This is a genomic window from Curtobacterium sp. MMLR14_006 (assembly GCF_001864985.1).
In the GTDB taxonomy this organism is placed as follows: domain Bacteria; phylum Actinomycetota; class Actinomycetes; order Actinomycetales; family Microbacteriaceae; genus Curtobacterium.
The window spans coordinates 460,554-472,873 of the sequence record NZ_MJGU01000012.1 but is presented as its reverse complement, the minus strand read 5'-3'; the positions used below and the strand labels follow the sequence as shown (position 1 = coordinate 472,873).

The following is a 12,320-nucleotide window of genomic DNA, read 5'->3' as shown; positions in this document are numbered from 1 at the left end:
CCGCTGGTCCGGGTCGTGGGCGACGGAGCCCGATCCAGCGGACACCACCAGGGTGGACGTCGACGTGCTCGTGCCGACCGTCGACCGGCCGGCCGAGCTCGCCACGACGCTCGCCGGCCTCGCGGCCCAGACGGACGTCGCGTTCCGCGTCGTGGTGAGCGACCAGTCGGCGGGTGGCGAGGCCGTCACCGCGCCGGCGGTCGCCGCCATGCTGCGCGTCCTGGAGGCCCAGGGACGGCCCGTCACGCTCCTCACCCACCCGGAACGCCGCGGCCTGGCAGAGCACCGGCAGTTCCTGCTCGACCACGCCACCGCACCGGCGGTGCTGTTCCTCGACGACGACGTCTGGCTCGAGCCGGGCTCCGTCGGGCGGATGCTCGACGCCCTGCGCACGCTGGACTGTGGCTTCGTCGGGAGCGCCGTGCAGGGCCTGTCCTACCTGCACGACCGTCGGCCGCAGGAGACGGCGGTGTTCGAACGCTGGGAGGGCCCGGTCGTCCCCGAGGTGGTGCGCCGCGGCACACCGGGCTTCGACCGGTGGTCGCTGCACAACGCCGCGAACCCGACGCACCTCGCCGCGGACCTCGACGTGCCGCCGGGCGGTTGGGTGCCGTACCGCGTCGCCTGGGTCGGTGCCTGCGTGCTCTACGACCGGCAGGCCCTCGACGACGTCGGCGGGTTCCGGTTCTGGGACGTGTTGCCGCCGGACCACGCCGGCGAGGACGTCGTGGCCCAGTGGCGCGTCATGGAGCGGTTCGGCGGGGTCGGCATCCTGCCCTCGGGTGCCGTGCACCTGGAGGCCCCGACCACCGTGGTCGACCGCCGGGTCGACGCGCCGGACGTGGTCTTCGACGAGTGGGCGGACGCCGCACGGTAGCACCCACCACGTGCGGCCCGTGAGCGGCCCCGCCCGGTGCGGGCGGGCTCAGGCGGCGAGGTGCGCCTGCAGGAACCAACGGTCCTTCGTCAGCCCGCGCTCGATCTCGATCGCGACGTCCTGGCTGTTGAGGTCGACCTCGTCAAGACCCTCGACGGCCCGGCGGACCTGCAGCAGGGCCGCGTCGATCTCGGCGATGACCTCGGTGATGGTGACGTCCGAGTGCTGGAACCCCTCGGACAGCGGCGGCACGGTGGTGCGCGCGGCGACGGTGGTCAGGCGCGCGTCGACCGGCAGGCCGAGCGCGACGATCCGCTCGGCGGCGGTGTCGGCGTACTCCTGCGCGTGCTCGACGACCTGGTCGAGGAGTTCGTGCACCCCGACGAAGTTGCGGCCGCGCACGTGCCAGTGCGCCTGCTTGCCGTTCACCACGATCGCCTCGAGGTCGATGACGACCGGGGCGAGGAACTGGGCCACGCCGGCCGCGAGCTCCGGGGTCGTCGAGAACGGCGACGGGGTCGACGACGCGGCGGTCGACGTGCGGACGTCCGTGCTGGTGCTGCTGCTGTGCGTGCTCATGGGGACCACCATGCGCCCTGTCCGGACGCAGCACAAGCAAGCGCAGGCTCCCCTTCCGAAGCCCAGGCTGGCCTTCGGAAGGGCAGGCTCACCTCACCCGCCGTACTCGACCTCGACCTGCTGGCCGGCGTCGGCGAGCTCGATCTGGAGCACCGACCGGGCCCGTTCGACCCACGGGCTGTCGGCCAGCCCGACCCACACGGCGGTGCGCGGTTCGCAGCCGGGGACGCACCACTCGGCGGCCCAGCCGGCCAGTGCCCCGGCCAGGAGCTCGCCGTGGTCGGCGAGGACGAGTGACGGCAGGAGCGAGCCGCGGGTGGACCGCACCAGCCAGGTGACCGTCAGTCGGGGCGGCGCGGGCAGGATGCAGACCTGTTCGTCGAGGGCGACCTCGACGAAGACCTGGCCGTAGGCGTTCTCGGGCAGGTCCTCGAGGCGGCGACGGATCTCCGGCAGGTCCTCGGCGCCACCGGCGACGAGCACGCGATCGGTGGGCTGTCGCCGGGTCCGGGCCATGCTGCCACGGTAAGGCAAGCCTCACCTGCCCACAAGAGCGGCGGGCGGCGCTCCGGGCGCGCATCGGTCCGGAGACCGCGTCGCGCGCACCCGAGCCGCCCGCGTGGAGCATGATCGACTGGGATGGAGCGACCGGCTCCGCCGCAGACGAGACGCGACCGCGGACGACAGGAGCACGATGGCCACGTTCACCAGGGGCTTCGGCGGACGCCGCCGTGACCGCGACGACACCCGGCTGCCGCCCGGGCAGACACTCGTCGCCGACTGGCCGGTGATGTCGGCCGGAGCGACGCCGACCGTCACCCCGGAGACGTGGAGCTTCTCGATCCGGACCGAGTCCGGCCTGCACGAGTGGTCCTGGGACGAGGTCCGCGCGCTCGGCGTCGAGGACGTCACCGTCGACGTGCACTGCGTCACGCACTGGACGAAGCTCGACATGCCGTGGCGCGGCGTCCCGCTCGACAAGCTGTTCGCGCAGGTCGACACCGCGCTCGGCCACTGCATGGTGCACAGCTTCGGCGGCTACACCACGAACGTGCCCCTCGACGAGCTGCTCGGCGGGCGGTCCTGGATCGCGTTCGAGGCCGACGGTGCCCCGCTCACCCCGGAGCACGGCGGCCCGGCGCGACTGCTCGTGCCGCACCTGTACTTCTGGAAGAGCGCGAAGTGGGTGCGCGGCATCGTCATGAACGGCGAGGACGAGCCCGGCTTCTGGGAGCAGAACGGCTACAACATGCACGGCGACCCGTGGAAGGAAGAGCGCTACTGGTGACGGACCCCACCCCCACGCTCGCACCCGGGTCGCGTCGCCGCCCCGCCTGGTACCCGGCGACCATCGCCGCGGTCGCGCCCGAGACCCCGAACGCCCGCCGGATCGTCCTCGACGTCCCCGGCTGGCCGGGCAGTGCGCCCGGGCAGCACGTGGACGTGCGGCTGACGGCCGAGGACGGCTACCAGGCGTCGCGCTCCTACTCACTCGCGTCCTCCGGCGGAGCCGGGACGGTCGTGCTCGCGGTCGATCGTGTCGAGGACGGCGAGGTCTCCCCCTTCCTGGTCGACGCGGCCGAGGTCGGCGACGCCGTCGAGGTGCAGGGCCCGCTCGGTGGCTGGTTCGTGTGGCGTCCCGGCGAGTCGACGCGCCCCGTGCAGCTCATCGCCGGCGGCTCGGGCATCGTGCCGCTCGCCGCGATCGCCACGGCGCACGCCGACGCGGCCGACCCGACGCCCTTCCGGCTGCTCGTCTCGGTGCGCACCCCGGAGGACCTGTTCTTCCGCGCCGAGCTCGAACGCGCCGCCGCGGTGCCGACGGCGCCGCTCGACGTCACGGTCGTGCACTCCCGACGCGCACCGGACGGTGCGGTGGCACCGGCCGGCCGGCTCACGCGTGACCGCCTCGCCGAGGCCGTCTTCCCGCCGGAGACCGGGGCGCTGGTGTACGTGTGCGGCTCGACGCCGTTCGTCGAGCAGGTGCTGCAGTGGCTCGACGAGCTCGGCCACGACACCGCCGACGTGCGTGCCGAGCGGTTCGGCGGCGCCGGCTGACCGAGCCCCTGCGGGCGTGGTGCCCGCTGGCGCGGCCACGGAACGACGAAGGCCCCGGTCTGGTGACCGGGGCCTTCGTGCTGTTCCGAGCGGATGACGAGATTCGAACTCGCGACCCTCACCTTGGCAAGGTGATGCGCTACCACTGCGCCACATCCGCGTACGTGCACACTCTACCCGGTCGGGGTGCCGGTCGTGGGATCCGGGCGGAAACCGGGCGTGTCCCCGCTGCTCCCGGCGTTCCACAGGCGTCGCGGAGTTCGATCGTCCCATGAGCTACGTCCACGACAACCCCGGCGGCACCGAGGCGCACGGCGTCGACCTCCTCGACGGCGACGAACCCGCGGTGCGCATCCTGGTGCACGGCGACCTGCCGACGACCATCGAGCACGAGGGCCGTACGTGGTTGGCCACCGGGCAGGGGCACGACGCCGGCGAGGACGGCACGCCGCCGATCGCCATCTACCGCCCGGTCTGACCGGACACCCCGGCCGCGCAGCCGCGCGGCCGCCGCACGGTGTCGGTCGTCCGTCGTAGCGTGCTGCCGTGCCCGAGGGTGACTCCGTGTTCCGGTTGGCCGCGCGCCTGCGTGCCGTCGACGGCGCCCTGGTCGTGCGCGGGGAGCTCCGTGGTGGCGGCGCCGCGGGCCGCTCGCTCGCCGGCCGTCGGGTCCTGGAGCACGCCACGCACGGCAAGCACCTGCTCACCCGCTTCGACGACGGCACCACCCTGCACACCCACATGCGCATGCAGGGGTCGTGGACGACCACGCGACCGGGTCGACGGCCCCCGGTCGAGGTCGTCCGTCGGGCACGGGTGCGACTCGGCCTCGAGGACGGCCGCACCGTCTGGGGTGTCGACCTGCCGGTGGTCGACCTCGTGGACACCGTGGACGAGCACAGCGTCGTCGGACACCTCGGACCCGACCTGCTGCACGACGACTTCGACGCCGCCGAGGCGGCACGCCGGCTGCTCGCCGACCCCGACGCGACGGTCCGGGCGGCCCTGCTCGACCAGCGGAACGTCGCGGGGCTCGGCAACCTCTGGGTGAACGAGCTCGGCTTCGTGCGCGGGCTGCACCCCGACCGACCGATCGGCACGGTCGACGTGCCTGCCCTGCTCGCGTCCGCGCGACGGATGCTCGTCCGCTCCGCGACCGTCCCGGACGCCTACCAGGTCACGACGGGTTCGCTCCGGCGCGGCGAGCGGCACTGGGTCGTCGGCCGCGCGGGTCGGCCGTGCCTGCGCTGCGGCACGGCGGTCGTCGGTCGCGATGCGATCGAGGTCGTCGGCTCCGCTCCGCGGCGCACCTGGTGGTGTCCGCGCTGCCAGCCCCGCGACGCGCTGGGCGTGCCGGAGCACTGACCAGCGACGCCGAGGTCACGGACCAGCGGCGCCCGACCTCCGTCGGGCGCCGCTGGTCGCCTGCCCAGGTCTCCCCTGCGTCAGCGGGTCTGGCCGCGGCGACGACGGGTGCGGGCCGTCAGCACCACCGCACCGGTGAGCACGAGGGCTGCGGCGGCGAGGCTGCCCGGCAGCACGCTCCCGGAACCGGTGTAGGCGAGCTCACCGGTCCCACCGCCCACGACGGGCACCGTGGTCGCCGACGGGCCGCCGGCCGGAGTGGTCGCTCCCGGAGTGGTGGTCGGCGTCGCGCTCGGGGCGACGCTCGGCACGGCGGTCGCGGTCGCGGCCGGTCGGATCGTGACGACGTAGGTCGCGGTGTCGGCCGGTGCCGTGCCGTTGTCCGCGGTCACCGTCACCGTCGAGGTGCCGGCGGTGGTCGGGGTGCCCGACACGACGCCGGTGGTGCTGTCGATGACCAGGCCGTCCGGCAGTCCGGTCGCAGTGTAGGTCGGCGCGGGGCTGCCGGTCGCGGTGACGGGGAACGAATACTCCGTCCCGACGGTTCCGGACGAGGGCGTGCCGGACGTGATCTCCGGAGCGGTGGTCTCCGTGGTCGTGCCGTCGGCGGGACAGCCGGTCGGGGCGGTGATCGTGTTCGTGTCGAGGGTCACGGCACCGGCGCGGGCGAGCAGCCGCCCGGCGACGGTGGCGCCGGTCGTCGCGGTGATCGACTGCCGAGCGAGCACGGTGCCCTGGAACTGCGCCGCCGACCCGATGGTCGCCGAACTGCCGACCTGCCAGAAGACGTTGCAGGACGACGCGCCGCCGGTGATGGTGATCCGGCTCGCGTCGCCGATCGTCAGGGTCGAACCGGCCTGGAACACCCAGACCGAGTCGGCGTCGCCGGCCAGGGTGAGCGCGCCGCCGCCGGCGAGCTGGAGGAAGTCCCCGCGGTACACGCCCGGTGCCAGCGACCGGCCGTTCAGCTCGGTGAGGCCCGTCGTGGTCGGGGTGAGCGACGCCGCGGTGTCGTAGGCCGTGGTGGTGGCGTCCTGCGCGCGGTCGGCGACGGCGTCGCCGCGGTGGATCGTCCCGCTGGCGGAGCCGCCGGGCGCTCCGTCGAAGCCGGTGATCGCGGTGCCGGGCGAGACCCCGACATCGCCGGTGACGACGGTCGGACCGGTGTTCGTCACGGTGCTCGCGCCGAGCACGCCGTAGGGCGCTGCGGTGCCCAGACCGACGGGGCCGTCGATGACGGTCGCCGCCGAGGCAGCGGTCGCGCCGGTGCCGGTGACGCCGACGGCGGCCAGTCCGATCGTCGTCGCGAGGAGCACCAGGGTGCGTGGGCGTCTGGTCATCGGGGATGCCTGCCTGTCGGAGAGGCGAGGGGTCGTCGACGACGAGCGCGCAGTCTCGGTCTGCTGAGTATGTGCGCAGCAACGACGATCACCTAGGGATCCCCAGGACCGGCCCGTCGGTTGCGTCCGGCCACCCTGGGCCGGTGGTCGATCAGCGCGGCAGCCGCGGCACCGCGTCGAGCAGCGCGCTCGTGTAGGCGGACTCGGGCGCACCGAGCACGCGCGAGGTCGCGCCCTGCTCGACGATGCGGCCGCGCCGGAGCACGACCGTCTCGGCGCACAGCCGGGCGACCACGGCGAGGTCGTGCGACACGAGCACGATGGTCATCCCGTGCTCGGCCGCCAGACGTTCGAAGAGCTCGAGCACGGCGACCCGGGTCGTCAGGTCGAGCGCGCTCACCGGCTCGTCGGCGACGAGCACCCGTGGCCCCGCGACGACGGCGCGGGCGATGGCGATGCGCTGGCGCTGCCCGCCGGAGAACTCGTGCGGGTACCGGCGACCGGCGTCGCCGTCGAGCCCGACGTCGCGGAGCGCGGCCTCGACGCGGTCGGATGCCTCGGACCCGCTCGCGACGCCGAGGGAGCGGAGCGGTTCCCCCACGATGCGGTCCACGCGCTGGCGCGGGTCGAGCGACGAGTACGGGTCCTGGAACACCGGCTGCACCGCCGCGCGGAACCGCCGCACCGCGGCACGGTCGCGCAGGTCCAGGGGTGCGCCGTCGAACGTCACGGTGCCGGAGTCCGGTGCCTGCAGGCCGAGCAGCATGCGCAGCACGGTGGTCTTGCCGGCACCGGACTCCCCCACGATGCCGACGTGCTGTCCGGCGCGGACGGCGAAGGAGACGTCGTCGAGGGCGAGTGCGGCGTTCCGCCCCGGGTAGGCGAACGACGCGTGGTCGACGGCGAGCAGCGGCGGCGTGGTGGTGGTGGTGGGCACGGTCACGAAGGGTTCCCCCGTCCGGCGTCGAGGGCGTCCTGCAGGGCGCGTGCACTCGCGACGAGTCGGCGGGTGTACGGCTCGGCGGGCGAGGCGATGACCCGGCGCACGTCGCCCTGTTCCACCGCGCGGCCGTGCTCGAGCACGAGGACGCGGTCGACGGTGCGGGCGACGACGGCCAGGTCGTGGCTGATGAAGAGCAGTCCCATGCCGCGGTCGGCGACGGCGCGGTCGAGCAGGTCGAGGACCTGGGCCTGCACGGTCACGTCGAGCGCGGTCGTCGGCTCGTCGGCGATGAGCACCCGCGGACGGCACGCCAGGGCCATCGCGACCGCCACGCGCTGCCGCTGCCCGCCGGAGAGCTCCCACGGGTACGCGGCGGCGACCCGCTCCGGGTCCGGCAGGGCGACGTCGTCGATCGCGTCGCGCACGGCCTGGCGGAGCGCGGCACCGCGCAGGCCGCGGTGTCGCCGCAGCGGCTCGGCGATCTGGTCACCGGCGCGCATGAGCGGGTCGAGTGCCGTCATCGGCTCCTGGAACACCGGGGCGACGGCCGCGCCGCGGATGCCGCGGAGCGTCCGTTCCGGGGCCCCGAGCACCTCGACGCCGCCGACGCGGACCGATCCCTCGGCGCGGAGTCCGGGCGGCAGCAGCCCCATCACCGCGAGGGCGGTGAGGGACTTGCCGCTGCCGGACTCGCCGACGATGCCGAGGCGGGCACCGTCGTCGACGGCGAAGGTGACGCCGTCGACCAGCGTCGCGCCGTCGGTGGTGGTGATGCGCAGGTCGGTGACCTCGATGGCGGGGTTCACTCGGGCCTCCCGTCCGTCTCGCCGGTCGCGGTGGTTGCGCTGGCCGCTGTGTCGGTCTGGAGGCGCGGGTCGGCCGGGCGCGCCGCCCGCCGCCGGCGACGGGTCGGGTCCGCGACGTCGCGCAGGCCGTCGGCGAGCAGGTTCGCCCCGATGACGAGGGCGACGAGCGCGAGGCCGGGGGCGAGGACGCCGGCTGGCGCCTCGAAGGCGGTCTGCTGGGCGTCCTGCAGCATGCGACCCCACGACGCGTTCGGCGGCGGGGCGCCGAGCCCGAGGTAGGACAGGCTCGCCTCGGCGAGCACCGCGAGCCCGAACTGCAGCGCCAGGTTGACCGCGAGGGTCGGCCAGACGTTCGGCAGCACGTGCTCGACGACGATCCGCGGCCACGAGGTGCCGGAGGTGCGCGATGCGGTGACGAAGTCCTGCCGCAGCACCCGGCGCACCAGGATGCGGACGAGCCGGGCGACGACCGCCGCCATCACCAGTCCGATCGCGACGATCGCGGTGCCGAGCGAGGCACCGCGGGCGGCGACGAGCAGCATCGCGACGAGCAGCGTCGGGAACGCGATGACGATGTCGAGCACGGCCGAGAGCGTGTCGTCGAGCCAGGGGCGGGCGAAGGCCGCGACGAGCCCGACGGCGGTGCCGAGGACCCCGCCGACGAGCACGGCGCCGACCCCCGTCGCGAGCGCGATGCGGGCGCCGACGAGCAGCTGGGTCGCGAGGTCGCGGCCGAGGGTGTCGGTGCCGAGCCAGTGCGCCGCCCCTGGTGGGGTGAGCCGACCGCCCGTCGTGTCGTACAGCGAGTACGGCGTCCAGACGAGCGAGACGAGCGCGGCGACGAGCACGACGCCGACGAGCACGGTCCCGACCGTCAGGGACACCGACCGGCGGGCGCTCATCGGTTCCCCGAGACGGTCGCGCGCAGGCGCGGGTCGACGACGCGCTGCACCACGTCGGCGACGAAGCCGATGACGAGCACGGCGACCGTCGAGACGAGCAGGACGCCCTGGATGCTCGGGTAGTCGTGCTGTTCGATGCCGGTGATGAGCATCCTGCCGAGCCCGGGCAGGGCGAAGACGCTCTCGACGACGACGGCGCCGAGGAACGTCGAGGCGAGCTCGATGCCGAGCACCGCGATGACCGGCACCACCGCCGACCGGACGCCGTGCCGCAGGAACGCCGAGGCGGTGGAGGCGCCGAGCGCCCGGGCCGTCCGGATGTGGTCGGCCCCGAGCACGTCGAGCACGGCGCTCCGCACGTACCGGGCGATCGACGCGGTCATCACGACGGCGACGGTCACGATCGGCAGTGCGAGCGCCTCGAGCGCGTCACCCGGGTAGGTCCAGTCGTCGCGGGGGAAGCCGCTCGACGGCAGCAGGCCCCAGCGCAGCGACACGACCTGCACGAGCAGGATGCCGATCCAGAACACCGGCACGGCGATGCCGAGCTGAGTCACCCCGGACAGCAGCACGCCGTACCAGCGGTCGGCGCGGGCCGCGGCGACGAACCCGACCAGGCACGCGGCGACGACGGCCACCACGAACGCGATGAGCGTCAGCGGGACGGTCACGACGAGGCGCTGCGCCAGGTCGGGCAGGACCGGCAGGCCGCTCGTGAACGACGTGCCGAGGTCGAGGTGCAGCACCTGGCCGACCCACTGCACGAACTGCTGCGTCAACGGCAGGTCCGAGCCGACCTGGCGCCGCGCCGCCTCGATCTGGTCGGGGGTGGCGTTCGCCGCGAGCAGCGCGTTCGCCGGGTCCCCCGGCAGGATCCGCAGCAGCGCGAACACCACGACCAGGGCGACCACGAGCGAGAGCACGAGGATGCCGAGGCGGCGGAGGACGTAGGCGGTCATGCGGTGGTGCGGGTCCTTGCTGGGGGTGCTGGGTGCGGGATGCGGGGTGCGGCGGTCCGCGCGGGTCAGGAGACGGTGATGCCGGAGACGGGGAACTGCGAGTTCAGCCCGTTCTTCCAGTATCCCGTGACGTCCTTGTCCGACACGACGATCTGCGGGTACAGGTACAGCCACGCGCTCGCGGCGTCCTGCACGATCTGCTCGTTCGCCTGGGCGAGCAGCTCGGTCTGCCGGTCCTCGGAGGTCGCCTGCTCGGCGGCCGCGATGTCGCGCTGCACCGTCTCGTCGTCGTACCCGAAGTAGAAGTCCGGGTTGCCGTAGAACACGACGTCGCGGTCGTTGACGTGCTCCTGCAGCGTCGCCTCGAAGTCGTGCTGCTGGTACACCTTCGTGTACCACTCGTCGGCGCTGATCGTGTTGATCTCCATCGTCACGCCGACCTTCCGCAGCGCGCTCTGCAGGTACTGGGCGACGGCCGGGTGCGGGTCGTACGACGGGGTGTCGAGGGTGAACGTGAAGCCGTCGGCGTGGCCGGCGTCGGCGAGCAGCTCCTTCGCCTTCGCGGGGTCGTAGGCGTTGACGCTCGTCAGGTCCTCGTACCAGGGGTCGGTCGGTGGCACCATCGAGCCGTTCACCGTGCCGTAGTCGCCCCAGATCGCCTCGAGCAGGGCCTTCCGGTCGATCGCTGCGGAGATCGCGCGGCGGAGCGTGACGTCGGCGAAGGGCCCCTTCGCGTCGTTGAACGCCAGGAGTTCCTTCGTGGTCGAGTCGCCCTCGCTGACGGTGTACTTGGATTCGTCGGCGGTGAACCGGGACAGCGCGTCCGGCGACTGGATGCTCGTGATGACGTCGACCCGGCCGCTCGCCAGCGCGTTCGACAACGTGGAGGCGCTGGTGAAGTAGTCGAACTCGACGCCGCCGTTCTCCGGCTTCTTCCCCCAGTACCCGTCGTAGGGCTCGAGGGTGAGCGAGGAGCCGCGCTTCCAGGTGCCGAGGGTGTACGGCCCGGTGCCGTCCTCCTCGGTCTTCAGCTTCGTCTCGTCGGCGGGGACGATCCAGACGTAGGACAGGTTGTAGACGAACGAGATCGACCGCTCGGACAGGTGCACCACGACCGTGTCGTCGTCCGGCGTCTCGATCGACCGCACCACGGCCAGGCTCGACTTGCGCGAGGACTGCGAGTCCTCGGCGGTGACCCGCTCGATCGAGCGCTTGACGTCGGCGCTGGTGAGCTCCGCGCCGCTGTGGAACGTGACGCCCGAGCGGAGGGTGAACGTGTACGTCAGGCCGTCGGACGACGTGTCGTACGACTTCGCGAGCAGCGGGGTGACCTTGCCGTCGTCACCGAGGCGGAACAGCCCTTCGTAGACGTTGTCCTGGAAGGCCTCGTTGACGCCCTGGCCGCCGCCGTCGACGTTCGACAGGTTGGTCGGCTCGTACAGCGAACCGATCGCGACGGTGGCGTCGGCACCGCGCGACGAGCCGCCGTTCGGGGACGAGCAGCCGGCGAGGGCGAGGCTGAGGGCGACGCCGGTGGCGGCGAGCGCGAGGATGCGGGTCTTCACGGGGCTCCTGGTGGTGGTGCTGCGGGTGTGCTGGGTGGTGGGGTCGGCGGCCGGGTCAGTCGCGGTGCGCGACGTACCGCTCGCCGGCGTGCACGGGGACCTGCAGGCGGTTCTGCGCCGGGGGCAGCGGGCAGTTGTACTGGTCGCTGTAGCCGCACGGCGGCACGAACGCGTGGTTGAAGTCGAGGACGACGTCCGACTCCTGGCCCGTCGACGACCCCTCCGGGCGCTCGACGAACAGGAACCGGCCGGTGCCGTACGTGCGGTCGGCGTCGTCGTGGCTGCGGTTGGTCGGGTCGCCGAAGACGAGCAGCAGCGTGCCGTCGTCGTCGAAGGCGCTGAGGGTGTACTCCTGCCCGTCGATCGTCGCCGTGATGTCTCCGGGCACGACGAGGTCGCGGGTGGCGCCGGCGGCGTCGCGCAGGTGCTCGTACGGGATCGTCCGACCGGGCTCGGCCGGCGCGAAGTGCGCGGTGATCCGCCACGACGGGTCGTACGGGAACACCGGGGTGTCGACGTAGGAGCGGATCGCCGGGGACTGCGCGTCCCAGAGGCGGTACCCGTGCTCCGGGGCGCCGGTGTCGAGGTCGCGGCGGTGCACGGCCGTCGCGACGACCGTGTCGGGCTGCCCGTCGAGCACCGCCTGCAGGTCCGGCTCGGCGCCGCCCGGCAGCCACTCGGTCCGGACGAGGGCGAGGTCGCCCTGCGGGCCGGTCACGCGCTGCCGACGGGCCTCGCGCCAGGCGTCCCACGATGCGGGGGCGTCGGTGGTGTTCGAGGCGGTGGAGCTGGGCGCGGTGGTGCTGGGATCGGACGTCACGGGGATCGACAATCGCAGAGTGCGACTCGGTATTCCCGACCCGCCGTCACACGGCGCAACAGTCGGGCGCGTCGGGGGTGCCGGCGGGCCCGGCCGGCGGGTTCGT

14 protein-coding genes and 1 tRNA gene are annotated in these 12,320 nt (G+C 73.6%); 5 read left to right on the top strand and 10 right to left on the bottom strand.

Annotated features, from left to right (window positions below):
* Window positions 1-52 precede the first annotated feature (52 nt).
* Entirely contained in the window at window positions 53-877 is an 825-nt protein-coding gene (locus tag BIU94_RS05820) for a glycosyltransferase family 2 protein (RefSeq protein ID WP_071255267.1), read from the top strand.
* Between the two features lie 48 nt (window positions 878-925).
* Here BIU94_RS05820 and BIU94_RS05815 read toward each other — a convergent pair whose 3' ends face one another.
* Entirely contained in the window at window positions 926-1,456 is a 531-nt protein-coding gene (locus BIU94_RS05815) for a Dps family protein (RefSeq protein ID WP_071255263.1), read from the bottom strand.
* 93 nt (window positions 1,457-1,549) lie between these two features.
* Window positions 1,550-1,972 (bottom strand): SIP domain-containing protein, encoded by a 423-nt coding sequence (locus BIU94_RS05810; protein ID WP_083404610.1) that lies wholly within the window; start codon window positions 1,970-1,972, stop codon window positions 1,550-1,552.
* A gap of 178 nt (window positions 1,973-2,150) precedes the next feature.
* Between BIU94_RS05810 and BIU94_RS05805 the strand changes: the two genes are divergently transcribed.
* Window positions 2,151-2,744, top strand: a complete 594-nt coding sequence (locus tag BIU94_RS05805) for a molybdopterin-dependent oxidoreductase (protein ID WP_071255258.1) — start codon at window positions 2,151-2,153, stop codon at window positions 2,742-2,744.
* Entirely contained in the window at window positions 2,741-3,514 is a 774-nt protein-coding gene (locus BIU94_RS05800; protein WP_175472109.1) for an FAD-binding oxidoreductase, read from the top strand. Before BIU94_RS05805 ends, BIU94_RS05800 begins: the two co-directional genes overlap by 4 nt.
* Window positions 3,515-3,602: 88 nt before the next feature.
* On the opposite strand, the gene BIU94_RS05795 is transcribed toward BIU94_RS05800, so the two are convergent.
* A tRNA-Gly gene (locus tag BIU94_RS05795) sits at window positions 3,603-3,674 on the bottom strand.
* A gap of 111 nt (window positions 3,675-3,785) precedes the next feature.
* On the opposite strand from BIU94_RS05795, the gene BIU94_RS05790 reads away from it, so the two are divergent.
* Window positions 3,786-3,992 (top strand): hypothetical protein, encoded by a 207-nt coding sequence (locus tag BIU94_RS05790; protein ID WP_071255255.1) that lies wholly within the window; start codon window positions 3,786-3,788, stop codon window positions 3,990-3,992.
* Between the two features lie 68 nt (window positions 3,993-4,060).
* On the top strand, window positions 4,061-4,879 hold the full coding sequence (locus BIU94_RS05785) for a DNA-formamidopyrimidine glycosylase family protein (RefSeq protein WP_071255253.1): 819 nt from the start codon (window positions 4,061-4,063) through the stop codon (window positions 4,877-4,879).
* Between the two features lie 80 nt (window positions 4,880-4,959).
* Here the strand turns inward: BIU94_RS05785 and BIU94_RS05780 are convergent, their stop codons facing one another.
* From BIU94_RS05780 to BIU94_RS05750, 7 genes are all read right to left on the bottom strand, one after another.
* The gene (locus BIU94_RS05780) at window positions 4,960-6,219 is read right to left on the bottom strand and encodes an ice-binding family protein (RefSeq protein ID WP_083404609.1); all 1,260 of its coding nucleotides are present in this window, start codon (window positions 6,217-6,219) and stop codon (window positions 4,960-4,962) included.
* Window positions 6,220-6,370: 151 nt separating this feature from the next.
* Entirely contained in the window at window positions 6,371-7,156 is a 786-nt protein-coding gene (locus BIU94_RS05775) for an ABC transporter ATP-binding protein (RefSeq protein ID WP_071256331.1), read from the bottom strand.
* A 2-nt stretch (window positions 7,157-7,158) separates the two neighbouring features.
* The gene (locus tag BIU94_RS05770; protein WP_217639480.1) at window positions 7,159-7,968 is read right to left on the bottom strand and encodes an ABC transporter ATP-binding protein; all 810 of its coding nucleotides are present in this window, start codon (window positions 7,966-7,968) and stop codon (window positions 7,159-7,161) included.
* On the bottom strand, window positions 7,965-8,870 hold the full coding sequence (locus BIU94_RS05765) for an ABC transporter permease (protein ID WP_083404608.1): 906 nt from the start codon (window positions 8,868-8,870) through the stop codon (window positions 7,965-7,967). Before BIU94_RS05765 ends, BIU94_RS05770 begins: the two co-directional genes overlap by 4 nt.
* The gene (locus BIU94_RS05760) at window positions 8,867-9,829 is read right to left on the bottom strand and encodes an ABC transporter permease (RefSeq protein ID WP_071255250.1); all 963 of its coding nucleotides are present in this window, start codon (window positions 9,827-9,829) and stop codon (window positions 8,867-8,869) included. Before BIU94_RS05760 ends, BIU94_RS05765 begins: the two co-directional genes overlap by 4 nt.
* Before the next feature lie 65 nt (window positions 9,830-9,894).
* Complete coding sequence (locus tag BIU94_RS05755) at window positions 9,895-11,394, bottom strand: ABC transporter substrate-binding protein (RefSeq protein ID WP_302846884.1); 1,500 nt, start codon at window positions 11,392-11,394, stop codon at window positions 9,895-9,897.
* 55 nt (window positions 11,395-11,449) lie between these two features.
* Window positions 11,450-12,214, bottom strand: coding sequence for a DUF1684 domain-containing protein (locus tag BIU94_RS05750; protein WP_254784760.1), 765 nt, complete (start codon window positions 12,212-12,214; stop codon window positions 11,450-11,452).
* Between the last annotated feature and the right edge of the window lie 106 nt (window positions 12,215-12,320).

Bases quoted from the DNA above. Each gene is read 5' to 3' on its own strand.
- BIU94_RS05815 (WP_071255263.1), bottom strand. From the start codon at position 1,456: ATGAGCACGCACAGCAGCAGCACCAGCACGGACGTCCGCACGTCGACC.
- BIU94_RS05810 (WP_083404610.1), bottom strand. From the start codon at position 1,972: ATGGCCCGGACCCGGCGACAGCCCACCGATCGCGTGCTCGTCGCCGGT.
- BIU94_RS05805 (WP_071255258.1), top strand. From the start codon at position 2,151: ATGGCCACGTTCACCAGGGGCTTCGGCGGACGCCGCCGTGACCGCGAC.
- BIU94_RS05790 (WP_071255255.1), top strand. From the start codon at position 3,786: ATGAGCTACGTCCACGACAACCCCGGCGGCACCGAGGCGCACGGCGTC.
- BIU94_RS05780 (WP_083404609.1), bottom strand. From the start codon at position 6,219: ATGACCAGACGCCCACGCACCCTGGTGCTCCTCGCGACGACGATCGGA.
- BIU94_RS05765 (WP_083404608.1), bottom strand. From the start codon at position 8,870: ATGAGCGCCCGCCGGTCGGTGTCCCTGACGGTCGGGACCGTGCTCGTC.
- BIU94_RS05760 (WP_071255250.1), bottom strand. From the start codon at position 9,829: ATGACCGCCTACGTCCTCCGCCGCCTCGGCATCCTCGTGCTCTCGCTC.